Source organism: Desulfosporosinus acididurans (assembly GCF_001029285.1).
Classification (GTDB): Bacteria; Bacillota; Desulfitobacteriia; order Desulfitobacteriales; family Desulfitobacteriaceae; genus Desulfosporosinus; species Desulfosporosinus acididurans.
The window spans coordinates 184,705-207,277 of the sequence record NZ_LDZY01000006.1 but is presented as its reverse complement, the minus strand read 5'-3'; the positions used below and the strand labels follow the sequence as shown (position 1 = coordinate 207,277).

Below are 22,573 nucleotides of genomic sequence, written 5' to 3'. Positions count from 1 at the left end.
AAGTTGGAACTTAAATTGCATCGTTAGCTTATCAGGCAAAGCTGAGAATTTCCTGAGAATGAATAATGAAAATTTAAAATCAGTGAATTACGAATTGTAACAAGCATTATATTTACTATTTTACACTGGTGCCGTCCATAACGACTCTAAGTATAAACTTGTGTTGTGGATATATTGAAAGGAGAATGAAAATGTTCTGGTATTCAATTTCTTAAGGATAATTAAAGGTTTGTGCTGTATTTTCAGTATTGAGAGCACGAAATGGTTTCATACAAATGACATTGTCCGATTCGCTCTATGTGAATCGGACAATGTCATTTGTAAAGGTAGTTGGGCTCAAAAAACGATGTGCTGGATTATTCTCGTCCTTATGACGATATGATAATAAAAGGATTGTTTTAGGCAGATAAGCGAAGATAATAGAAGATAATAATTGAGGTGAAGTTAATGAAGTTAATGAAGTTACCGCTGCTTTTATTCTTGCTGATATCTCTTTCAGGATGTAATACTTTTAATAAGCAACCGGCATCTAATTCACAATCTAAGACATCCCAAGTGCCCTCTGCACAGGCTTCACAAGGCCTTTCGGCCGGGCAGACTGTCCAAGCACAAGTTCCCGCTGTTAATGTTTTAACCCAGTCGTCTGTGGCTTTCTCCTATAAAGGGTTAGACGCGGATAAATTAAGTCCATCAGCTTTGAAGCCCGATGGGAAAAAGGATGGACATTTTCACATAACGATTCCTGTCAACCAGCAAATAAGCCTTAAATCGATCTGGATACGTTACAATAAATTCGGCAAATGGTTTAAATGGGGTTGGATCTATAATAAAAATCTTTCACTGCCCAGTGATGGTTATGCTATGGCAGTTTTTGATTCTAAGGGAAGTCAGATATTACCCCAAGGAGATATAGGGTACATAGCAACTCCTGTAAAGGGTGCCGTTGATTTGGATTTATATATCTCGGAGTTAAACGGTGAAAATAATAGGGATACTCTAACCTTCGCCAAGGATGACACGTTTACCTTGGAAGTGGATTATATCCTGGCAAATAGCACTGTAGGAAAATTAAACTCTACCGTAACTTTGCCGTAACTTTTCCGTGAATAAAAAAACTCAGCCCACGGCACGTGTTGAACTGCAAATCATTGTGCCGGGGCTGAGTTTTTTTAGCTATTGAGCTATTGTGAGTTTAACTGAACTTGTAAATACGCTTAATAAGATTCAGACTATGCGCTAGAATGCGTGGGTTGATTTTCTGTGCGAGGTCTATACATAGATTGATAAAGCTGCCCCGCAGTTCGGTATAAAGTTTTTTATCACTTTGTTTAATATAGTCCCAAAGCTCGTCTGCCTTACTGCTGAGTGTTTTATCCTCCGCTATGTAGAGATGAGTCACGGTGGTGGCTACCATCATCGAAAGGTAGAAAAGCATGTATTGCCTAAGGCTTTTGCATTTGATGTCCTTAAAGACATCGTAGGCTTCAATCATCATGCGTGTTACTTTGATCTGTTGGTCGATTCGTTTGATCATAACTTGAGTGTTAACGGATTGTCCTTCTCGACCAATTAAATAATGATAGGGAGAACAATCCAGATATATTAAGCTCTGAACATAAGGAAGCGGTAAATAGGCGACAAGGTTGTCCACGTAAAATGTGTGTTCCGGCAGTTTTAAGCCGCATTGTCGTAATAGGTCCGTGCGGTAAAACATGGAATGCATGAGCATCAATTGGTCGAAGCGAAAAGAACGCATATCATCCCAGGAAATAACCTTACCCTCGGGAAAAACATTATTGTAGCGCATGACTTTATGTTTGCCATTATAGGAATATTCGTAAACATAGTTGGTAATAAGCAGGTCCACGTGGGGATTGCTGCGCAGCATGGAAAGCACCGACTGGTAGTCCGCAGGATCTAACCAGTCGTCACTGTCAACAACTTTGAAATATGCACCTGTGGCAACCTCTAAGCCGCGGTTGACTGCTGAACCGTGTCCTCCGTTTTCCTTCTGTTCCAGGCGGACAATATCAGGATAGCGATCACAGTATTCGCGGGCAATGGCCGCCGTGTTGTCTGTGGAACCATCGTCAACTACGATAACTTCTACCTCTGGTCCGCCTTGGACAACAGTGTCCAGACAAAGATGAAGATAATCCTGTGAATTATAGGACGGTACTACAATTGATAAACGTTTAATTTTGTTCATCTCCACTTATTATCATTTTATTTATTATATGTGCTTGATTACGCGCTTATTTCGGATTTTTTTGGAGACTTGCGCGTCTATTGAGCGCTGCTCCATATTGTCCGCGCAGAGCAACAATGTAAAGGAAGATGCCTAAGGGCAGGAGTGCGGCGTACTGGATCAGATGCAATAACAGGCTTGCAGAGAGTGCTGTCGTCTGGTCGATTCCTAAGCCCCCGAGGCCTAAAATCGTTCCATATTCAAACAGGCCGATTGCTCCCGGAGTAGCCGGTATGAAATTAATAATATTGGTTGCAGCAAAGACAGCCAAGGACATGCGAATTGATGCTCCCCAGGAAAAGCCGAAGGCCACAAGTCCGATCCATGTCGATACCAGCAGCAGAACCCAGGAAAGAATAACCCAAGCCATCATTTTGACGCTATCGAAATTCAAATATTCGTCGAAATAACTGCGCAGCCGCGGCAGAAGAACGATCAGGATACCAAAGACAATAAAGACGGCAATGCAGAGAAAGGTCAGAATCCAGAGGGCTTTGAGCAAGTTTTGATCCTTAAATCCTGCAAAGGGAACTGCAGGAATTGAAACCAACATGATTGCGGCGAAATCTGCGAAAGCCGGTATGATTAATAGCTTTGTCCGCCGCAGGGCACTGTAGCTTGGCGGGAAAAAGGCCGCCCGAAGTCCTTCGCCGACATGGAAAGGTAAAACCATGTTAGCGGCGTGACCTAAACCCACAATTTGTAAAGCGGTCATTCTGTCCATATCCCGGTCTATGCCTCTTGTATAGGCAAGTCCGCGAATATAGTTGGCATAGATATAAACTGCGATCGAAAGAAATGTAAGGCTCCAGCTGATATTTGAACTGAATACTTGTTCGACATGCAGATCTTTGATCGCTCCGATAGAGTAGTATATAACAACAACAGTGATCAGCATACCTGAAATGAGCTTTAGTTTTGTAGCATTGGGCATTCATTTGCTCCCTTGACTTAGATTCTAGTGAACTCGTTCAGCTAAAGCTGAACGTCGGGGCTTCGGTGACGAAAGTGTCCGGTGGATACGTTCAATGGTCAGTTAAATTTATAGACTTTACGGGCGATGTTGTATAAGCCGACGGTGATTTTGTTGCCGGAATTTCCGGGCAAAGTTGTGATCATTCTTAAAAATCTTATGAGGGTGTGCCGGTATAGGCCGTTGTCGCAGCTGATCAGGAAAGACCAAAGTTCTTTTTCCTTCTTGACGTCTTCCTGAGTGCCGGAAATTCTCAGAAACACAGTGCAAATGGTCATCATAATCGCCAAATAGCCCAGCATATAACTGGAAAGCTTTTTGCTGGCAACACTTCCAGGCAAGCGGTGACAGCCTATCATGATGCGGGTTACCAGAAGCTGCTGGTCAATTCTCTTGAGCATTACACTTTCGTTGACCGATTGATCTTGGCGGCCAATAAAGTAATGATAAAGATCTACATCGAGATAATATATAGTTTTGACAAAAGGCAGCGGTTGATATGCAAAGATATTGTCCACATAAAATGTATGTTTGGGCAGTTTAAGGCCACAATCACGCAAGAGCTGTGTTTTGTAAATTAACGAATGCATCAAAAGGTACTTCCAGGGGGGAAATCTCTTCATATCATCCCAAGCGAATATCTGCTGACGTGGGAAGACATTGCTGTAGTTAATGACGTGCCTGGTCCCTTCAGCCAATTTTTCATAGATATAGTTACAGACCATCATGTCTGGAGCAGAGTTGTCGGCAACTAAGGTTTTGAGGGTTTGCAGAACCTTAGTCAAGCCTTGTTCGTCGATCCAGTCATCAGAGTCTACAACTTTAAAATAAAGACCGGAAGCGTTTTTTATACCCGTATTAACTGCTTCACCATGCCCACCGTTTTCTTGATGAATTGCCCGTACAAAATCAGGGTATTGTTCGGCATAATGATCGGCAATTTTTCCGGTGTCATCGGTAGAGCCGTCGTCGACAATAATAATCTCCACGTCATTTCCGAAGGGAAGAAGTGGATCGATACAGCGTTCCATATAGGCGGCTGAATTGTAACAGGGGATGGCAAATGAAATTGTTCTCAAACTAAATACTCCGTTCTGCAGTGTTTTGCGTTAATCCAATCGTAAGACTCCCATTTCTACAAATGGGAGTAGTTCCATACAATACCTCAACCTATTAGGGTATCTGCAAGTTCCAAAGCTTTAGCAGCTATGGCGTCCATGTTATAGTATTTGTACTCTGCAAGTCTGCCTAAGACATGAAAATTCGGAAATTCAGCAATTAGCGTTCGATAGCGTTCATAGAGGGTTAAATTTTCAGGATTTTGGATTGGGTAATAGGGGGTTTCGCTGTCAGCTCCCGTATATGCCCGGGGATATTCTTTGACTATCGTTGTTCGCTCGTTCAGAACCTGCCCCGTAAGGTGCTTGAATTCCGTAATACGAGTATAGTCTTGATTAACTGGATAATTTACAGTTCCTTTGGGTTGGTACCAGGTCATTTCATGCGTCTCGAAAACAAAATCTAACGTTCGGTAGGGCAGGCGTCCGTAGCGGCAGTCAAACAATTCGTCGATCGGTCCGGAGTAGATGATTGTCCCGTTAAAAGGATTATCGTCAAAGAATACGTTCCCGGATTCGAGACGGAGCCGCTTGCGAGCTTCAGAATTAAGACTAAGCTCAATATTAGGATGATCGAGCATGCCTGCAAAGAGTGAGGTATAGCTTTGAGCAGGGATACCCTGATAAGTATCTTGAAAGTAGCGGTTGTCATGAGAAATAAACACAGGCACGCGTGCTGTAACTAAGGAATCGATTTGCTCTGGAGCGAGCCCCCATTGCTTTTGGGTGTAATACAAAAAGACGTTCTTGTAGATGAAATCTGCGATTTCGACAAGCTCAGGATCATGTTGCTGCCGCAAATCCAAGATAGGTACCTTACTGCCGAACCCAAAGGTGTCGATCAGCTTTTGCTCAATTCTCCCTGCTTTGCTTGGCTCATAGGCTAAATGGAGAGAATTGAGATTAAAAGGAATAGGCAGCAGTTGTCCGTGGATATCGCCGACTACCTCGTGGGAGTAATTTCGCCAAGTTGTGAAACGTGAGAGATAATCAAAGACTCGTTTACTGTTTGTATGAAAGATGTGAGGACCATATCCATGGATAAGAATTCCGTTTTTATCCTTAAAATCATAAGTATTGCCGCCGATATGACCGCGCATTTCCAGAATCAATACTTTTTTACCTGCTCGTTCAGCCAATTCCCGCGCAATAACTGATCCTGCCATGCCACAACCGATCACAAGGCAATCATATAGTTTCTTGTCGTTCATGTTGATTTTATCCTACATTCTAAAGTATTTTTAATAGTATTTGCGTTCCCGGTAATGTTTATTTATTTCATATTACCATGGTCTGAAATTATTGCAATTAGTTAGGGAAAATTCCCCAATATCAATTAGGCACAAACAGTATTATATATACCGAAACTTAATTTCACCTTAAAGAATAATTAAATTCATGTAAACTCGTTCAGCAAACTATTTAATATTGGTCAGCGTCCATTAATTCTATGAGGCTCCGTCCCAGATTTGTTTTTTCTGCTGGGCGATCTGGGCCAGCCTTTTCGAGGTTCTTTTGATATCGGCTGAAGGGATCTAAATCACTTTGGCGATTAATGAATCGTTCGACAAACGAATAGGGGAAGATTAATTTATGATGGTTATTAGTGAGGCTTTCACAATAAAACTCAGCAGCGACTAGACCTTGCCTGCTTAGTAAATCAACCGTCACCAAAAAACTAGTTCCGCTTACTCCCAATGAATGGAGATCGGACATTAAATAATAGCAATAATCATCATCCAGCAATTTAAAGTCGTTAAGGTCAAGTTTTCTGAAGCTATTTAATTGAGCTGTCAGTGTTTGGCTGCTCCGATTTAAATTTGAATTTGCTGGATCATGGTTTTCATTTTCTTGGGGTTGTTGGAGTGCTATTTTAACTCTCAGATTCTTAAAGGGAATTGGAAAACCAAGGTAAATGTTAGAATCAAGGATTTTCAAGCGCGCTGAAACAGCCGCGAGGGTAATAACATTCAAGTTATTCGCAAGAAAGTCAGCGTTCAGTAATTCTTCAACTGTCGGCAGCTGCCCGACCTTACTGACACTTTTTAAATCTCCCAAGATTTTAAGGATGAAATAAAAGATAAAACAAAGGGCCAGACTTAGACCGAGGAGTAGAATGATTTTGTCCGCCAGAGAAGGATTTCTAATTAAAAGATTTAGCACTATTGTCGTCCAGATTATTATTGAAAAGGTTAAGACCATTTGGGAAAAGGTAATAATCTTTATTAAGAAGGCGTTTTTGTCCTTGATAATTTGTTCATACAAAATGAATTTCCGAAAGACTTCCTGGCCGATAGCCTGTTTATCAAGAAACAGGTTCTTTTTATAGGGCAAGGTAAAAATGCCCCAGAGAATTTCACGACTATACTGTACGCTGTGCTGGCTGTTCATAGATATAAAGATGGTAATAAGACCAACTACGGACAGTATACCTGAGTTGATTGCCAACAGCAGACCAATTGTTTCGTCAGACATTGAAACCCTCCTATACTCAGTTGTCCCCCACCGAAGCCTCGATGTTCAGCTTTAGCTGAACGAGTTCACTTTGCACGCGCAGAATTGGTTAAAGCTCTTCTTAAAGCTAAAAGTTTATATGAGTTAGGATGGTATTAATTTTTATGTTCATATTATAAATCGATGTGCTGCTGAGTAACCAAAAATCAGTTAATTTGCCTAACGTTCTGCGCTTTGCTTGTTATTAAGAATATTATTCTATAAAACCATTTACTTAGGAAATTTTGAATGATACTATAGATATAGCACAGAATATAATTTCTTCAGAAAAGGAGAACGTAATATGGCAGTTATACTTGATGATATTGACAAAGCAATCTTAAGAGAATTGCAGGAAGATGCTTCAATATCGAACCTCAGCTTATCAAAGAAAATTGGGCTTTCACCTTCAGCTTGCCTTGCAAGAACAAAGAACTTGGTAGAAACGGGTATTATCAAAAAATTCGCCACTATTGTTGATGAGAAGAAATTAGGAATGGAAGTCCTGGCCTTTGCTCTTGTTAACCTTTCACCTCTTAACAGAAAAACAATTCATTCTTTTTTAGAAGAAGTGAAAAGGTTCCCGCAAGTTCAGGAATGTTATTCACTTACCGGCAGTCACGATTATTTGCTCAAAATCGTAGCCAAAGATATGGACAGTTACAGGGATTTTATCATTGATTCCTTGATGCAGAATACAATAATCAGCCGTGTTGAAACCAGCATGGTTATGGGGATAGAAAAACGAACGGTCTATGTACCAATAGAAGAAGGTTAATGAGGTGTCGAGATTGAAAGAAGAAATTAAAGCCTTAAAAGCTGCATTTCCGCCTACTATTCCTGTATTTACAGGGTATATTTTTTTAGGTATTGCCTATGGAATCTTAATGAGTAGTAAGGGGTATGGTATGGGTTGGACCGTTTTGATGAGTTTACTTGCCTATGCAGGCTCTGCTCAATACCTGGCTGTTACTTTTCTGACATCAATTTTTAATCCGCTATTAGCCTTGTTAATGACGTTGATGATTAATGCCCGACATTTGTTTTACGGTATTTCAATGCTGGAGAAGTACAAAGATACCGGTAAGTTTAAACCATATCTGATCTTTGGTCTGACAGATGAGACTTTCTCGATTACTTGTTCGGCAAAGCCACCCGCAGGCGTAAACCGGAACTGGTTTTATTTCTTTATTACCCTGCTTGACCACTGCTATTGGGTGTTAGGCTCAGCTGTTGGCGGGATACTGGGTTTTATGGTTAGCTTTAATACAAAGGGTCTTGATTTTGTTTTGACTGCTCTTTTTGTTGTAATATTCGTGGGGCAATGGAAAACTCAGAAAGAACACAAACCAGCCATCATCGGTGTTTTGTGTTCTGTGATCTGTCTGATTGCTTTCGGGCCAAGTAATTTCATTATTCCTTCTATGCTTGCTATATTGCTGGTATTGACACTATCTCGAAAGCAATACGTCGCGAAAAAGGAACTGATGGAGGGGAGGGCACAATGACCTTAACATCAATGCAAACGTTGATCATTATTTGTATGGTGACTATAGGTACCATGATCACAAGGTTTTTGCCGTTTGTAGTTTTTCGAGGCACTAAATCCAATTCATATATTAGTTATCTTGGGCAAGTCTTGCCCTATTCTGTAATTGGCTTGTTGGTCATTTATTGTCTTAAAAGCGTGAGTTTTAAAGCTCCTACATATTGGTTCCCAGAGGCTATAGCTATTATTTGTATTGTTGCGCTTCATTATTGGAAGGAAAATACGCTTCTGAGCATTGGAGTAGGTACAGTTATTTACATGGTACTTGTGCAAACTATTTTCGTTTAAGTATCATTTCAACACCGGCAAGATGATTTGCTAAGGTGTTCGCTATCGAGAAGCGGATATCTCTGGAAGCAATAGAATTTTCAGGCAGTAAACTTAGCGGCTTTGCTTTTATTTAATGGAATAAATCTAGGGAAAAGGGCATTCTTTACAACAATCGTGAAAAGTCTCATTAATTACCTCCTAATAATTGCTCCCAAAGGCAGTTATGTAAGGTGGCTGGCAATGATGGAGATTCCAGTATGCCCCCAACTATATTCTGAGAATCCAATCGACCCTAATTTATCCTAAATTTGGCCTATGCTACTTTCCACAGGCTGCTTTATTATGTGAGTAGCTATTTTCCCATATTTATGATTAATTTTTATTAGCAAAACTATATTATAAGACCTACGCAATGGCCCACCGATTTAAGTTCAACGTTGGAGGGTCATTGTGTCTATTAGGTAATATAAGTTAAATAAGTAATTGGAAAGTAAAACCTTCTGCTGTAAATGCAGAAGTGCTTTTTTATCTAAATTAGACAAGATTCCTCTTACTTTGTGAGAATCTTATGAGATGATTATGTTGTTTTTCAGTTATTTTATTAACACCTTACTTCAATAGGGATTTTGTCTAGCAAATTATCCGAAGTCAGGCGTAAAAAAGCTCAAACTCGAATCAGAGCTTGAGTAATTTAACAGCAGGTTCAGGTGGAGAATCTACTTACTTAACTTTGGATAATAAGGATAATCCGCCGCCTGGTACTATGCAATGAATATGCGGAAACATTAAGTAGATTACTTTTCTGGTTTTCGATCCAGCGTTTTTTGGCAAGAGCTTGGCATTTAGGGCAATGTCTGTTGCGGCAAGAATTGTAAGAAATTCGGGTATGCCCACAATTGTCACAAATCTCCTTATGTCCGCCTAACTGTGATGTTCTGCATTTTTGAATCGCTGACATTGCTTTATGTTGAACAAGAGTGAGCAATCCCTCCGACTTGGCCGACAGTTAAGGTAACTAAAGAAAAATGTCTATAGTTGGAAGTTGGTTGTATGCAGGGATCGGCAAAAAGCTGATCCTTTTTCTCTATAAATTCTAGTGATCCGATGAAACCAATCGCCTTCTTGACCTAAATGAAGGAATACTTGTTATTTTATTGAATTACTATTTATATGTTTGCATTATTAATGTGCCGAGCTAACAGATAATAAATTTCAAATTCCGGCAATATTTGGTCTGTTGAAAACCTCAACAAATATTTATTTTGAGTATAATAGGGGGTAAATATGGACGAATTACATAATACCGAGGAAATAGGAGAGCAAGAACTTCGCTTTTTTGTAAAGAAAAATTCTGACTATTATCTTGCAAAATGGAGCCTGTTAGATTCTGGTGAAACCCAAAAAAGAAAAACATGGAATTGGGCTGCTTTACTAATAGGTGTACTTTGGCTTGGTTATAGAAAAATGTATAGATATGTATTCATCTGTTTTACGGGATTTTTCCTAATAGATATAATCAGCCTTATTACTAAGGTTAATATTGATAAGTTTATTGGAATAATCTTAGCTGCAGTTTTGTGCATTGAAGGTAATCGCTTCTATTATATTTTCACCAAGAAAAAGCTTAATCAGATTATGGCCAAAACCTCTGATCCGGATTTACAAAGATCACAAATTATGCGTTTGGGAGGAACCAGTTGGATAGGAGTTCTAGTAGTAGTACTATTGTTATGTGTAGAAGTAGTTTTCGTAACAGAAATCAAGTCATTCCTAAGATAACAATCTATGAAATGATGAAAATCCAAAAGATATTCCCGCAGGTGGTAAGCTATTATTGTAAATACTAATAGATTTTAATTAAAGAATAAAAAAATTCATAACCCCGTTAGTTTGTCTATTAGTGGAAGTTGAGATAAATCTAGTAAAGGACTTTAGAAAGTGTAAAATCATCGGCCTGGTAGAAAGAGGGTAGTCGTAGAAGGGGTTGCATGTTATCTGGGTCTTTAGCAAACCAAAATTTCTATACTTTCTTGGTATTGTCAAGAAGGAAATTATCTGATGTTAAGTTGATTGTGAAAACATTGTAAAGCTTAGTCTCACTTCCACATATAGAGTATTGTTGGTTTGATAATTAAGGTTAACAATAAATACGAGATTAAACTCAAGAATTTTTTGTATATATTTTGATGAAATAGTTTATAAAATTGGTACAAAAAATTTTCAATGGGTTTATAAAGGAGTAATAATCACTATACAAATTTTACAGTGGATTATTACTCCTTTTATGATAAATTTTGTGTATTAAAGAGGAAATTGGGTCTATTTCATAGAAATAGTTATCGATGAAAACTAGTAGATTAAGGATGTTTTAGGAAATGACTACAGTATAATACTGAACCCGAATAGTAGACTTGAAACAATAAGGCTCGGGAGGCTTTTAAACTGGCTCAGAAATTAAGAAGTTATTATTTAATTAATTTTTTGAAAGAGAGAGTAAACCAAATGAAACGAAATGGATTTTTAAAATTAATATTCAAGAAGAAATGGCTATTCCTATTACTAACTTTTATTATAATTACTTCAACGTTGGTAGTAGATGTAAAACGTGTAAGCGCAGCCACTGTGGTACCCGTAGGGAATTATCCCTGTTCGGTGGCCGTAAACACAGTTACTAATAAAATATATGTTGCGAATTATGAATCTAACAGCATAATGGTGATAGACGGCACTACTAATACAATTGACAAAGCTATATCCGTAGGGAATACTCCCTGTTCAGTGGCCGTAAATACAGTCACAAATAAAATCTATGTTGCAAATCCTGGTTCCAACAGCATAACGGTGATAGACGGAGCCACCAACACTACAGGTACAGCCATATCCTTAGGGAATAGTCCCAGTGCGGTGGCCGTAAACACAGTTACCAACAAAATCTATGTTGCGAGTGGTCTTTCCAACAGTATAACGGTGATAGACGGTGTAACCAACACCATAGGCACATCCATATCCTTAGGGGATAGTCCCAGTTCCGTATCCGTAAACACAGTCACAAATAAAATCTATGTTGCAAATCTTGGTTCCAACAGCATAACGGTGATAGACGGAGCCACCAACACTATAGGTATAGCCATATCCTTAGGGGATAGTCCCAGTTCCGTAGCAGTAAACCCGGCTACCAACAAAATCTATGTTGCTAATGTTACTTCCAACAGCATAACGGTGATAGACGGCGCCACCAACACCATCGGAGGTACTATATCCGTAGGGACCTTGCCGATTGCGGTGGCAACAGATTCGGTTACTAACAAAATCTTTGTTACGAATATTGCTTCCAACAACGTAACGGTGATAGACGGTGCGACTAATACAACCTACGGTACTATATTCGCAGGTAATATGCCTTATGCGGTGGCTGTAAACCCGGACACCAACAAAATCTATGTTGCTAATGCTAGTTCCAACAGCATAACGGTGATAGATGGTGCCACCAACCCTAATGGCTGTACCGCCATATCCGTAGGTATGCCCGGCGCAGTGGCAGCTAATTCAGTCACCAATAAAATCTATGTTACTAATCCTAGATCCAACGCCGTAACAGTGATAGACGGCGCGACCAATTCAACCGGCACAGCCATATCCGTAGGGAATAATCCTTGCTCGGTGGCTGTAAACTCGGCTACCAACAAAATCTATGTTGCAAATTATAATTCCAACAACGTAACTGTGATAGACGGCTCGAACAACGCTACCAGTGGTACCATATTCGTAGGAAACAATCCCAGTGCTGTAGCTGTAAACTCGGTCACCAACAAAATCTATGTTACGAATGCTGGTACAAATAGCATAACGGTGATCGACGGTGTCACCAACACCATCGGAGCTACCATATCCCTGGGACGTAATCCTTTAGCGGTAGCTGTAAACTCGGTCACCAATAAAATCTATGTTACATGTCCTGATTCCCACAACGTAATGGTGATTGACGGCTCAACTAATTCCATCGACTCCAACACATCCGTGGATTCTATTCCCTGTGCGGTGGCTGTAAACTCGGTCAATAACAAAGTCTATGTTGCGAATGCTGGTTCCAACAGTATAAGGGTTATAGACGGTGCCACCAACGCCACCGACACTTACATATCCGTAGGAGGTTATCCTATTGGAGTGGATGTAGACACGGTTACCAACAAAATATATGTTGCGAATCTTCAATCTAACAGCGTAACGGTAATTAATGAGCCGTCACCTACCGGCGTCATTCTTGGGATAGTAACGGACGGAACGAATCCAGTAGCAGCAGTCAATGTGAGCCTGACGGTGAACGGAAGTGTTTACTCGGCAGTAACAGGGGCAGACGGAGTATATTGCATTCAAAATGTACCCATAGGAACAGGATACACCATAACTGCAAGCAAAACGGGCTACAATAATGGCAGTACAACCGCAAACGTAACGGAAGATACAACTACATTGGGTGTTAATATAACTCTTAATAATACTACCAGCGGAGGCGGAAGAAGTACTCCATCAGGTGGAGGAACTACTACCGTTACAGGCAGTGTAATAGACGATAATGGTATACAGGTTTCCAACGTAACAGCTACAGTAACTGAGGATAGTAATGGAAATTACACAGTTTCCATGAATGCTGCCCAAGCTGTAACATTACAACAACCTAACGGAACGATGAGCCCTTTAAATGATCTTTCTAAAGTAACTTTCGTATCAGCAGCAGGTTCGTCTGTAAGAGTTTCTGCTGATGGAACCATTAATCTGACGAACTTAGCAAAAGGAACAGATAATAACTTTAATATCACATATGATCTTGGCAACGGACAAACAATTACGATTGGAGCCATGGAAGTCAAAATTTCGAGCAGTGGAGCTACAAGTGTAACCTGTACTTTAATCGATCCCTATGGAATCATCATTGATGCGGCAACAGGTAAGCCTATCGCAGGGGTAAATGTCACCTTGTATTATGCTGATACGGATAGAAACAAGGCAAATGGTGAAACTCCTGATACAGTAGTACCATTACCGAATATAGACGGATTTAAGCCCAACAATAATATGAATCCTCAGATAAGTGATGCATCAGGATCTTATGGCTTCATGGTATTCCCTACAACGGATTACTACATCGTTGCTACAAAAGATGGTTACAACAACTATACAAGCCCAACAATCTCTGTGGAACAAGATATCGTCAAATGGGACTTCAAAATGAATCAGACAACCTCTGGAGTCACAAGACTGGCTGGTCAGAGCAGAGTTGATACGGCGTTGGCTATCGCTAAAGCAAACTATACGGGAAAGCTTTCCAATGTCATCTTAGCCACGGCTGACAACTATCCGGATGCCTTAGCCGGAAGCGTCCTAGCCTACAAGCTCAATGCGCCGATCTTATTGGTTGGAAGCTCGGATACCGATCAAGAGAAAGTATTGGACTACATGAAATCCAACTTAGACCCAGCGGGAGGAGTCTATATCCTAGGAGGTACAGCAGTCGTCAGCAGTAGCATGGAAGGTAAAGTAACCGCGAGTGGGTTCGCTAATATCACCAGACTAGGTGGAACTGACAGGTATGAAACATCTGCTAAAATTGCAGATAAATTAAAGGTTAAGACCGGAACACCACTTGTGATAGCCTATGGAGAAAACTATCCTGACGCATTAACTATCAGTAGTATTGCGGCAGAAATGCAGTACCCTATCCTGTTAGTGCAAAAAAACGGACTCAGTGATGTGGTCAAGAATGAGATTGCCGCAATTAAACCCAGTAAAGTCTATATCATCGGAGGAGAAAGAGTCATCAGCGCCGATGTGGAAAGCCAAGTAGCACAGATGGCTTCAATTGAAAAATCAAATATAGTCAGAATCGCTGGAACGGATCGCTACGAAACCTCCCTAGCAGTAGCCCAATACTTCAATTTGTTGACCGGAAATGTCTGTATAGCTACAGGCAACAACTTCCCAGATGCCCTGGCCGGAAGCGTCTATGCAGCCAATCATGATGCCCCGATTATCCTGGCGGACGGCAATTTGTCCGATCAGGTCATAAATTATCTCAAGGCTACAAAACTGACAGGAGCGACCCTATTCGGTGGAGAAGCTGTAGTCAGTAAAGACATTGAGCAGCAACTAGGACATTTGATTGGACATTAAAAAAGTATAGAATATTGCTCTGAAGGCCCCCTTGATTTGATTGAGGGGGCTTAACGTAACCTCCAATTATAGGACTCTATTCGTCTGGATTTTCGCTAAGGACCCTTTACCGAACTTTTCCAAAGGCTAAAAATGCGAAGTGAACCAGAGTTTATTCAAGTGACGGGCATTTATATAATAGGAAGAGGCGATTATAATGAACTGTTCAGAATATGAAAACATCAAGCACTTTACATATGTTGAATACTGCGATTATTTGCAAGAGAAGCATGGTATTGGAAAATATGATTATATGACAAAATCATGGAACAAAAATCCAAAATGTACTCGAACAAAAGAAGGCTTGATCGCTCATCATAAGTACGAGAACTGTGCTATAATGCTATCTAAAAAAGAAATTGCCATGTTAAATCCATTTGAGTGGCAATTAGCAAAAAATATTGTTCATTGTGACTATTTGGAACATTTGCTACTACATGTGTTAATATGTGAATACCCATCAGAAGAAAAAAACGACTTCGAAGCAGTTAGTATAGGTGGAATTATTAATTTCATTGTACCTGAGTTGAATGATTTTTATAGTGGTTGGATCACTAAACAAGAATGGCAGAAAAAGTGCCACGAATTGATTAAGGGAAATAAAGACGTTTATTTAACTATAATAAAAAGATTTAAAAGCTCTTGCAAAAACAATCCGTTTTTTTCAGAAGACTGTTTATTTAAAAGTTTCAATGAACAATATGGATTGTGGTCGTCAAAACAAAACAAATCAATCTATAACGACATAAAATCATTATAGAGCGACTTCTCACAATGAGCATAATATCAAGTTCAATTGATTATACCCAACTTCGGGAAAGGCTAATAACCGGAAGTTTAGAGATACCCCAAGGAATAGTGTTTCCTAGAGGTTGTTAGAGGAGATGCTGCGTGATGAAGAACGAGGCACGGTCTAGGGCTTGATCGGCTTCATCGAGGATACCAACGAACGCTTGGAAAACGTGCGGGACATCGGCGGTAACGTCGAGGATCACGTCCACGCCGCTTGCCCGTGCGCGATCTGCCATTCACTGCTGGCATCGGCAGACCAGCATCCCGTGCCATGAGGCACGCAGAGACAGCGATACCGCCGCCGGCAGAGTCACCGGCGAAAGCGATAGAAGTTGCCTTAACACCACTTTCCAAGAGTGAGCGATAGGCCGAGAGCGCATCGTCCAGTGCCGCTGGGAATGGGTGTTCCGGAGCAAGACGATAATCGAGCGAGACAGCCCGGATACTGGTCTTGCTGACGAGGTTCGCGGTGAGGGACATGGCAGTGTCGGGAGAACCGAACACATATCCACCTCCATGAAAATAGAGGATTGTTCCTAAATGGACATCCCGTGCGGGTTCGACGAGCAAACCTGGTCGATTACCGAGGGTAGTTTGCGTGATCCGCACACCTTCAGGTATTTTCATCGTCGCCATCATGTCAGCGAAGCCTGTACGCATCTCTTCGACAGTTTTTGAATTGGAAGTTTGGGGGCGTCGCAGCATTTCATTCACTACTTTACGTTGTTCTCTACTCATAATGATATTCTCCTCTTCTAATCGTTGTAGTTCTAGTATAGAATATATTTATGACAAGACATGTCACTATTATTTTGAGGTGAACTGAATGAGCAAGTCGAGGCGCCTGATTGAATTGATGAGCCTATCTTTCTTTCGATTTCATGCCAGAAGCTACAAATTATTTCCTGGGGAGCATTCTGCATTTAATAAGGATGCTGATTAGATATTCCGTGGCTGTAACTAAGAAGTCCATAGGAAGGGCAAAAATTTAAATAATCATTTAAGTGGAGCGAGTTTTCGATTATAGTATTTTGAGGTAAAATAACGATGTCATTATCTAATGATGAAAGTTATATCTATAGAAAACTTAATGGGAAAAGGGGACCCAGGATTCATCACTTAAGGTTTTTACTGAAACAAATAAATTATGATTATGGGATATAGGGGAAATTATGGAAAAAATCGGAATTATGGGTGGAACCTTCGACCCCATCCATTATGGTCATTTAGTTGCTGCAGAAATGGCGCGCAGTGAGTTTAATCTGAGTAAGGTCTTATTTATCCCAACCGGGATACCGCCTCACAAAGACCGGCTCGATATTTCGGTGGGGAAATCCCGTTTAGAAATGGTTGAACGCGCTATTAAGGACAATCCTGCTTTTGAATGCTCTGCCATGGAAATTGAGCGTCAGGGGCCTTCCTATACGGTGGAGACACTGCGCCTTTTGAGCAAAATTTGGCCGGAGCATGAACTGTATTTTATTACGGGAACAGATGCCCTGCGTGAGATTTTTTCTTGGCGAGAAGCTGAGGAGATTTTGACCATGATTCAATTTATTGGGGCAGCCCGCCCCGGTTTTGATGCTAAGGATTTTTTGCAGTGTGTCCGACACGACCATCCGGAAATCGTTGATAAAATTCATTATTTAGAAGTCCCGGCTCTGGCGATTTCTTCTACGGATATTAGAATGCGAGTTAAACAGCAAAAACCTATTCGCTATTTACTGCCGGAAGCGGTACGCTTGTTTATTGAGCAAAAAAATCTTTATAGGTAAACTTGTCATTACATACTCTGCGGGGATTTGACCATACTAAAAATGAATCAATATCAAAGAGGTGAGTATTGTAATGACAACACTATACGTCGGAAATCTCCCGTGGAATACTACAGCGGATGAACTCGGGGAATTCTTCTCTAGCTATGGTCATGTGGAAAGCAGCCGAATTATTACCGATCGTGAGACAGGCCGCTCCAGAGGATTTGGATTTATTGAGGTTGGCGAAGAGGACGCTGAACGTATGACTCAGGAGTTAAATGGCAAGGATTTTGGCGGAAGACCTCTAACGGTGAATGAAGCCAAACCGAAACAAATGTAATATCCCGCGACTGGAAGGGAGACCCTCTGACATGCTTGTGGGGGGGTCTCCCTTCTAAAATGACTAAATCCATTTCATCTATTTCCTGTATCTCTTGTCTAGCAATAATATGTACGTTTGTGTTTTAAGTCACTGATCACGGACAATACTAAAATTAAAGGTTATTTCATAAAAAATTTTGCAGTTGATGGCCTAAATTGATAGAATGTAAGATAATGCAAAAGAGATAGATAATTGGCGTTTAAGGGGGAGCGGGAACGTGGAGCTGCGGGTTGAAGAGGTAATGAGTCTTGCCAAGCATATACTTTCAGAGTCAAGGTTCAAGCATACTTTGGGCGTTGCTGATCAGGCGGAAATGTTAGCCAAACGCCACGGGGTTGATCCTGTGAAAGCACGATGTGCGGGGTTAGCTCATGATTTAGCAAAGGAACTTCCGGCAAAGGTACAGGTGGGTTTAGCCCGCTATTGGAATCTGCTGGAATACCCCGAAGATGAACAGTATCCTTATGTTTTGCACGGCCGTCTTTCGGCTTATTGGCTGGAACATTATTTTAAGGTTGAGGATAAAGACTTGTTGGCGGCAATTGCCAGTCATACTCTAGGGAGACCGGGAATGTCTCCTTTAGAGATGCTGATTTATAGCGCTGATTTAACAGAATCAGGCCGAACTTTTCCAGAAGTGGACAAGTTGCGTCAATCCTTGTATGATGATTTAGAAAAGGGTACGTTTGACTGTGTTGAAGGCACTTTACTATATTTAAAGGAAAGCAACCATCCCATTCATCCTTTAACGCAACTAACCTATGATGATTTGAAAAGGAGGATATCTATTGGAACTTGATCAAGAAAAACTCACCGAAGTTGTTCATCTGGCCGAAGATAAAAAGGGCGGTGACATTACTCTTCTCAACCTAAAGGGAATTTCTATGGTTACAGATTATTGTTTAATTGTGACGGGAAATTCAGCAATCCAGGTGAAAGCGATCACGAATCACTTGGAAGAAAAATTGCCAGAGATCGGAATCCCGGTAATGCACGTTGAAGGATTGCCTGATGCTAAGTGGGTTTTGATGGATTGCGGCGGAGATTTGGTCATACATATTATGACTCCGGAACAACGTGAGTTTTATCAGCTTGAGCGCCTTTGGAAGGATGCTCAGGAGGTTTCTTTTGCTAGTTTGGTTTAGGCCTTTAAAAAAGCTATTATTTTGGAAAAACGATTATTATAACCGATTACTATAATGAAAAGCTGCGATAGGGAATAGTACTCAATACCCTTCTTTAGAGAAACGGCGGTTGGTGAAAGCCGTTGAAGGGGATTGCTGGAACTCGCCCTGGAGCTGTGTTCAGGTAACAATGAACATCGGTGAGAACCGTTACAATCTTCGAGTGTATTTAGGAATTTGGGTGGTATCACGGGAGCAGGCCTCTCGTCCCTTGGGACGGGGGGATTTTTGCTATAGTCCGTAAAATAATAAGGGGGAAGATTTTTAATGCAAGAGAAATATTCGTTTATAGAAATTGAACCCAAGTGGCAGAAGAAATGGCTGGAAGAAAAGGCTTATAAGACAGAGGAATCTTCCGCTAAGCCAAAGTACTATGCTTTAGCCATGTTCCCTTATCCCTCCGGGGATTTGCATATGGGTCATGTGAGAAACTATTCTATCGCTGATGTTATCGCCCGTTTTAAACGGATGCAGGGTTTTAATGTTCTTCATCCCATTGGCTGGGACTCTTTTGGCTTGCCCGCAGAAAATGCTGCCATTAAGCACCAGACTCCACCGGCAGATTGGACTTGGAAAAATATTGCCAATATGCAGCGACAGCTTAAGGGGATGGGGCTTTCCTATGATTGGGATCGGGAAGTAGCAACTTGCCATCCGGGATATTACAAGTGGACACAGTGGATGTTTTTGGAGTTTTATAAGCATGGCTTGGTGTATAAGAAAAAGGCTGCAGTCAATTGGTGTCCCTCCTGCACCACGGTTTTAGCAAATGAGCAAGTCGTCGACGGGGCCTGTGAGCGATGTGATACTCCCGTGACGAAGAAAAACCTCGAACAGTGGTTTTTCAAAATCACGGATTATGCTGAGACTCTGCTGCAGGATTTGGATGATCTGCCCGGCTGGCCTGAGAAGGTTAAAACCATGCAGCGCAATTGGATTGGGCGTTCGGAAGGTGTCGAGGTCCAATTTGCTTTAGAGGGGCGACCAGAGAAGTTTTCGGTTTATACAACTCGCGTTGATACTCTGTTCGGAGTAAGCTATGTTGTTCTAGCGCCTGAACATCCCCTTGTTCTGGAATTAGTGAAGGGAACGAAGTATGAAGAGGATGTTAGGGCCTTCATTAATAAAATGAACGGGCTGAATGAAATCGCTCGAACTTCGACAGAAGCTGAAAAAGAAGGCTTGTTTATCGGAGCTTATTGCCTTAATCCCTTAAGCGGTGAGAAGCTGCCGATTTGGATTGCCAACTATGTTCTTGTGGAATACGGAACCGGTGCGGTTATGGGAGTTCCTGCCCACGATGAACGGGACTTCGAGTTTGCCGCGAAGTATCAGTTACCCATTAAAACGGTCATTGTGCCTAACGATAGTGAGCCTGGCGAAAAGGACAAACCCCTTAAAGCTGCTTATACGGACGATGGTATTCTGGTTAATTCCGGTTCCTTTGACGGTCTGAGCAGTGACGAAGGATGGGATAAGATTGCTGATGAAGTAGAGCGTCGTGGTGTTGGCCAGCGCAAGGTCAATTTCCGCTTGCGTGACTGGCTCATCTCCCGTCAACGGTATTGGGGCGCACCGATTCCTATGGTATATTGTGAAGCTTGTGGTACTGTTCCTGTCCCGGAAGAGCAGCTGCCGGTAATGCTTCCTGAAGATGTGGTGTTTAAAACGGGAGAAAATCCTTTGACGACCTCGAAGTCCTTTATGGAAACGACGTGTCCGAAGTGCGGCGGTCCTGCGCATCGTGAAACAGATACCATGGACACGTTTGCTTGTTCATCCTGGTATTTCCTCAGATATACCGATCCTCGAAATACAGAATCACCTTTTACTAAGGATGCCGTGGATCAATGGATGAATGTTGATCAGTATGTGGGCGGGGTGGAACATGCTATTCTTCACCTTTTATATGCTCGTTTCTTTACCAAAGCTCTGCGGGATTTTGGTTATCTGAAGGCTAACGAACCGTTCCAAAACTTACTGACTCAAGGGATGGTTTGTATGGACGGTTCGAAGATGTCCAAATCGAAGGGGAATATCGTCAGCCCGGAAGCTATTATCGGAAAATATGGCGCCGATACAGCGAGATTATTTATTCTTTTCGCCGCTCCGCCGGAAAGAGATCTGGAATGGAGCGATCAGGGGGTTGAAGGGTGCTATCGCTTCCTCAATCGGATCTGGCGCCTAGTTGCTCAATATGAGTCTATCATTAAGGAGACGAGAAAGGTCCCTGTGTCTAAGGCTGATTTAGAAAAAGAGTGGGCTAATCTGGATTCGGCAGGCAAAGAGATGAGACGGCAAACTCACTTGGCGATTCAGAGAGTGACAGTGGATGTCGGCACGCGCTATAACTTCAACACGGCCATTAGTACGATCATGGAGTGGGTCAACGCTCTCTATCTCTATAAGGAGCAGCCAACGGCCAATCCTTTAGTAGGCAGAGAAGCTATTGAAGGAATTTTCCTTCTTCTGGCTCCTTTTGCACCGCATATTACGGAGGAACTTTGGCAAGGTATCGGACATACGAACAGTGTTCATGAACAGCCATGGCCGGAGGTAGATGAAAAAGCCCTTGTTCAGGATGAAGTGACGGTTGTTCTGCAGGTCAATGGGAAAGTTCGGGATCGGATTCAGGTTCCCGCCGAGATATCGGCTGCGGAGTTGGAGAAGATTGTTGTTTCCCAGCCGAAAGTGGTTGAATGGACCCAGGGGAAAACTGTTGTTAAGGTGATTACAGTGCCTGGAAAATTGGTGAATTTGGTGGTTAAATAGAGCAAACTAGCCGTTCAAGCGACAGATATCCCAGAATAGATCCCCACAGGAAAGTGTGACTTGTGGGGATTGTCGCTTAAATCCTCCTCCTCTCGATTTTTGCAGGAGTTTATAACAACTTGTCGAATAAGTATGTTATTCAAGAATAGGAGGAAAAGAAATGGCTGAAATTAGATACTGTGAACTTTGTAAACGCAATGTAGAACCCACTAAGAAATTCAACTGGCTCGTTTTCATCTTTATGTGCGGGATTTTCTACCTTCCGTTTTACTGGATGAAAAAGAAAGGATGTCCAATCTGTGGAACCTCTCATCTTTCGGCTCCGAAACCGGAATGATGTTTAGCCTTCGGTATCTTTTTTTTGCTCATCATCCGCCATGCCAACTGGATAGAACCTTTGAAATTCCGTTCGGAAATCGAAAAATTGTCCTTTGTGCCCGATGTACTGCTCAATATACCGCACTTATTCTTTATCTCTTGGTTGCACGGAGAACCCTTGTTTTTGATTACTGGGTGATTGCTCTCCTTCCTTTAGGCGCAAGCATTGATTGGCTCACTCAAGCGTTGGAATGGCGCCTATCTAACAATATTTTACGTAGCATTACCGGCGGGTTATTCGGTGTCTGGCTTGGTATTAGCATCCAAGCCCTTTGGCTGAGGCAAAAAGAATTAATCATTTTTCTATTAATCCAGTCAGGTTTTTATCTTTTTGGGGTGCTAGGGACTCTCGCCCTTCGACCTGGGAGTCTTAATCGCTATCTTGAACCCTATGAAATGTTCGTAAGAGAATATGTACAACAAAAAGCGAAAAGCGGATGATTACATATC

At 41.5% G+C, this 22,573-nt stretch carries 20 protein-coding genes, 1 pseudogene and 1 other annotated feature; of the genes and pseudogenes, 14 read left to right on the top strand and 7 right to left on the bottom strand.

What is annotated here, in order from left to right:
- The first annotated feature begins 447 nt into the window (after positions 1-447).
- Positions 448-1,095 (top strand): hypothetical protein, encoded by a 648-nt coding sequence (locus DEAC_RS10235; protein WP_047809951.1) that lies wholly within the window; start codon positions 448-450, stop codon positions 1,093-1,095.
- 97 nt (positions 1,096-1,192) lie between these two features.
- Here the strand turns inward: DEAC_RS10235 and DEAC_RS10230 are convergent, their stop codons facing one another.
- The 5 genes from DEAC_RS10230 to DEAC_RS10210 all read right to left on the bottom strand — a co-directional run bounded on the left by DEAC_RS10230 (position 1,193) and on the right by DEAC_RS10210 (position 6,814).
- A complete protein-coding gene (locus DEAC_RS10230) occupies positions 1,193-2,209 on the bottom strand; it encodes a glycosyltransferase family 2 protein (protein ID WP_053006366.1) in 1,017 nt (338 codons plus the stop codon).
- A gap of 46 nt (positions 2,210-2,255) precedes the next feature.
- Positions 2,256-3,182, bottom strand: coding sequence for a lysylphosphatidylglycerol synthase domain-containing protein (locus DEAC_RS10225; RefSeq protein ID WP_047809950.1), 927 nt, complete (start codon positions 3,180-3,182; stop codon positions 2,256-2,258).
- A gap of 98 nt (positions 3,183-3,280) precedes the next feature.
- Complete coding sequence (locus DEAC_RS10220; protein ID WP_047809949.1) at positions 3,281-4,300, bottom strand: glycosyltransferase family 2 protein; 1,020 nt, start codon at positions 4,298-4,300, stop codon at positions 3,281-3,283.
- A gap of 86 nt (positions 4,301-4,386) precedes the next feature.
- Positions 4,387-5,550 (bottom strand): UDP-galactopyranose mutase, encoded by a 1,164-nt coding sequence (gene glf, locus DEAC_RS10215; protein ID WP_047809948.1) that lies wholly within the window; start codon positions 5,548-5,550, stop codon positions 4,387-4,389.
- Positions 5,551-5,761: 211 nt separating this feature from the next.
- Positions 5,762-6,814 carry a hypothetical protein gene (locus tag DEAC_RS10210; RefSeq protein ID WP_053006365.1) on the bottom strand — a complete coding sequence of 351 codons (1,053 nt, stop codon included), beginning with the start codon at positions 6,812-6,814 and terminating at the stop codon, positions 5,762-5,764.
- 322 nt (positions 6,815-7,136) lie between these two features.
- Between DEAC_RS10210 and DEAC_RS10205 the strand changes: the two genes are divergently transcribed.
- From DEAC_RS10205 to DEAC_RS10195, 3 genes are read left to right on the top strand one after another with little or no spacing between them, the layout of a single operon-like run.
- Positions 7,137-7,610: an Lrp/AsnC family transcriptional regulator gene (locus DEAC_RS10205; protein ID WP_047809947.1), complete on the top strand. Its 474-nt coding sequence runs from the start codon at positions 7,137-7,139 to the stop codon at positions 7,608-7,610.
- A 13-nt stretch (positions 7,611-7,623) separates the two neighbouring features.
- Positions 7,624-8,340 carry an AzlC family ABC transporter permease gene (locus DEAC_RS10200; protein WP_047809946.1) on the top strand — a complete coding sequence of 239 codons (717 nt, stop codon included), beginning with the start codon at positions 7,624-7,626 and terminating at the stop codon, positions 8,338-8,340.
- Positions 8,337-8,669: a branched-chain amino acid transporter permease gene (locus DEAC_RS10195; protein ID WP_047809945.1), complete on the top strand. Its 333-nt coding sequence runs from the start codon at positions 8,337-8,339 to the stop codon at positions 8,667-8,669. The genes DEAC_RS10200 and DEAC_RS10195 overlap by 4 nt, the downstream gene beginning before the upstream one ends.
- A 754-nt stretch (positions 8,670-9,423) precedes the next feature.
- On the opposite strand, the pseudogene DEAC_RS22675 reads toward DEAC_RS10195, so the two are convergent.
- Positions 9,424-9,657, bottom strand: a pseudogene (locus DEAC_RS22675) (transposase zinc-binding domain-containing protein); the annotation flags it as partial.
- 278 nt (positions 9,658-9,935) lie between these two features.
- On the opposite strand from DEAC_RS22675, the gene DEAC_RS10190 reads away from it, so the two are divergent.
- The 3 genes from DEAC_RS10190 to DEAC_RS10180 all read left to right on the top strand — a co-directional run bounded on the left by DEAC_RS10190 (position 9,936) and on the right by DEAC_RS10180 (position 15,618).
- Positions 9,936-10,430 carry a DUF2628 domain-containing protein gene (locus DEAC_RS10190; protein WP_047809944.1) on the top strand — a complete coding sequence of 165 codons (495 nt, stop codon included), beginning with the start codon at positions 9,936-9,938 and terminating at the stop codon, positions 10,428-10,430.
- A gap of 723 nt (positions 10,431-11,153) precedes the next feature.
- A complete protein-coding gene (locus tag DEAC_RS10185; protein ID WP_053006364.1) occupies positions 11,154-14,819 on the top strand; it encodes a cell wall-binding repeat-containing protein in 3,666 nt (1,221 codons plus the stop codon).
- Between the two features lie 196 nt (positions 14,820-15,015).
- Positions 15,016-15,618, top strand: coding sequence for an SAV1803-related protein (locus tag DEAC_RS10180; RefSeq protein WP_047809943.1), 603 nt, complete (start codon positions 15,016-15,018; stop codon positions 15,616-15,618).
- Between the two features lie 170 nt (positions 15,619-15,788).
- On the opposite strand, the gene DEAC_RS24160 is transcribed toward DEAC_RS10180, so the two are convergent.
- A complete protein-coding gene (locus tag DEAC_RS24160; RefSeq protein ID WP_345788162.1) occupies positions 15,789-16,277 on the bottom strand; it encodes an alpha/beta hydrolase fold domain-containing protein in 489 nt (162 codons plus the stop codon).
- Positions 16,278-16,822: 545 nt separating this feature from the next.
- On the opposite strand from DEAC_RS24160, the gene nadD reads away from it, so the two are divergent.
- From nadD to DEAC_RS10145, 7 genes are all read left to right on the top strand, one after another.
- Entirely contained in the window at positions 16,823-17,425 is a 603-nt protein-coding gene (gene nadD, locus DEAC_RS10170; protein WP_047809942.1) for a nicotinate-nucleotide adenylyltransferase, read from the top strand.
- Positions 17,426-17,498: 73 nt separating this feature from the next.
- The gene (locus DEAC_RS10165; RefSeq protein ID WP_047809941.1) at positions 17,499-17,747 is read left to right on the top strand and encodes an RNA recognition motif domain-containing protein; all 249 of its coding nucleotides are present in this window, start codon (positions 17,499-17,501) and stop codon (positions 17,745-17,747) included.
- Positions 17,748-18,006: 259 nt separating this feature from the next.
- Positions 18,007-18,588 (top strand): bis(5'-nucleosyl)-tetraphosphatase (symmetrical) YqeK, encoded by a 582-nt coding sequence (gene yqeK / locus DEAC_RS10160; protein WP_152671386.1) that lies wholly within the window; start codon positions 18,007-18,009, stop codon positions 18,586-18,588.
- Positions 18,578-18,934: a ribosome silencing factor gene (gene rsfS / locus DEAC_RS10155; RefSeq protein ID WP_047809940.1), complete on the top strand. Its 357-nt coding sequence runs from the start codon at positions 18,578-18,580 to the stop codon at positions 18,932-18,934. The genes yqeK and rsfS overlap by 11 nt, the downstream gene beginning before the upstream one ends.
- Before the next feature lie 55 nt (positions 18,935-18,989).
- Positions 18,990-19,188, top strand: a binding site (T-box leader).
- 52 nt (positions 19,189-19,240) lie between these two features.
- The gene (leuS, locus tag DEAC_RS10150) at positions 19,241-21,745 is read left to right on the top strand and encodes a leucine--tRNA ligase (protein WP_047809939.1); all 2,505 of its coding nucleotides are present in this window, start codon (positions 19,241-19,243) and stop codon (positions 21,743-21,745) included.
- 160 nt (positions 21,746-21,905) lie between these two features.
- The gene (locus tag DEAC_RS23525) at positions 21,906-22,082 is read left to right on the top strand and encodes a hypothetical protein (protein ID WP_161796437.1); all 177 of its coding nucleotides are present in this window, start codon (positions 21,906-21,908) and stop codon (positions 22,080-22,082) included.
- A complete protein-coding gene (locus DEAC_RS10145) occupies positions 22,082-22,564 on the top strand; it encodes a DUF2085 domain-containing protein (RefSeq protein ID WP_047809938.1) in 483 nt (160 codons plus the stop codon). The genes DEAC_RS23525 and DEAC_RS10145 overlap by 1 nt, the downstream gene beginning before the upstream one ends.
- The last annotated feature ends 9 nt before the right edge of the window (positions 22,565-22,573 follow it).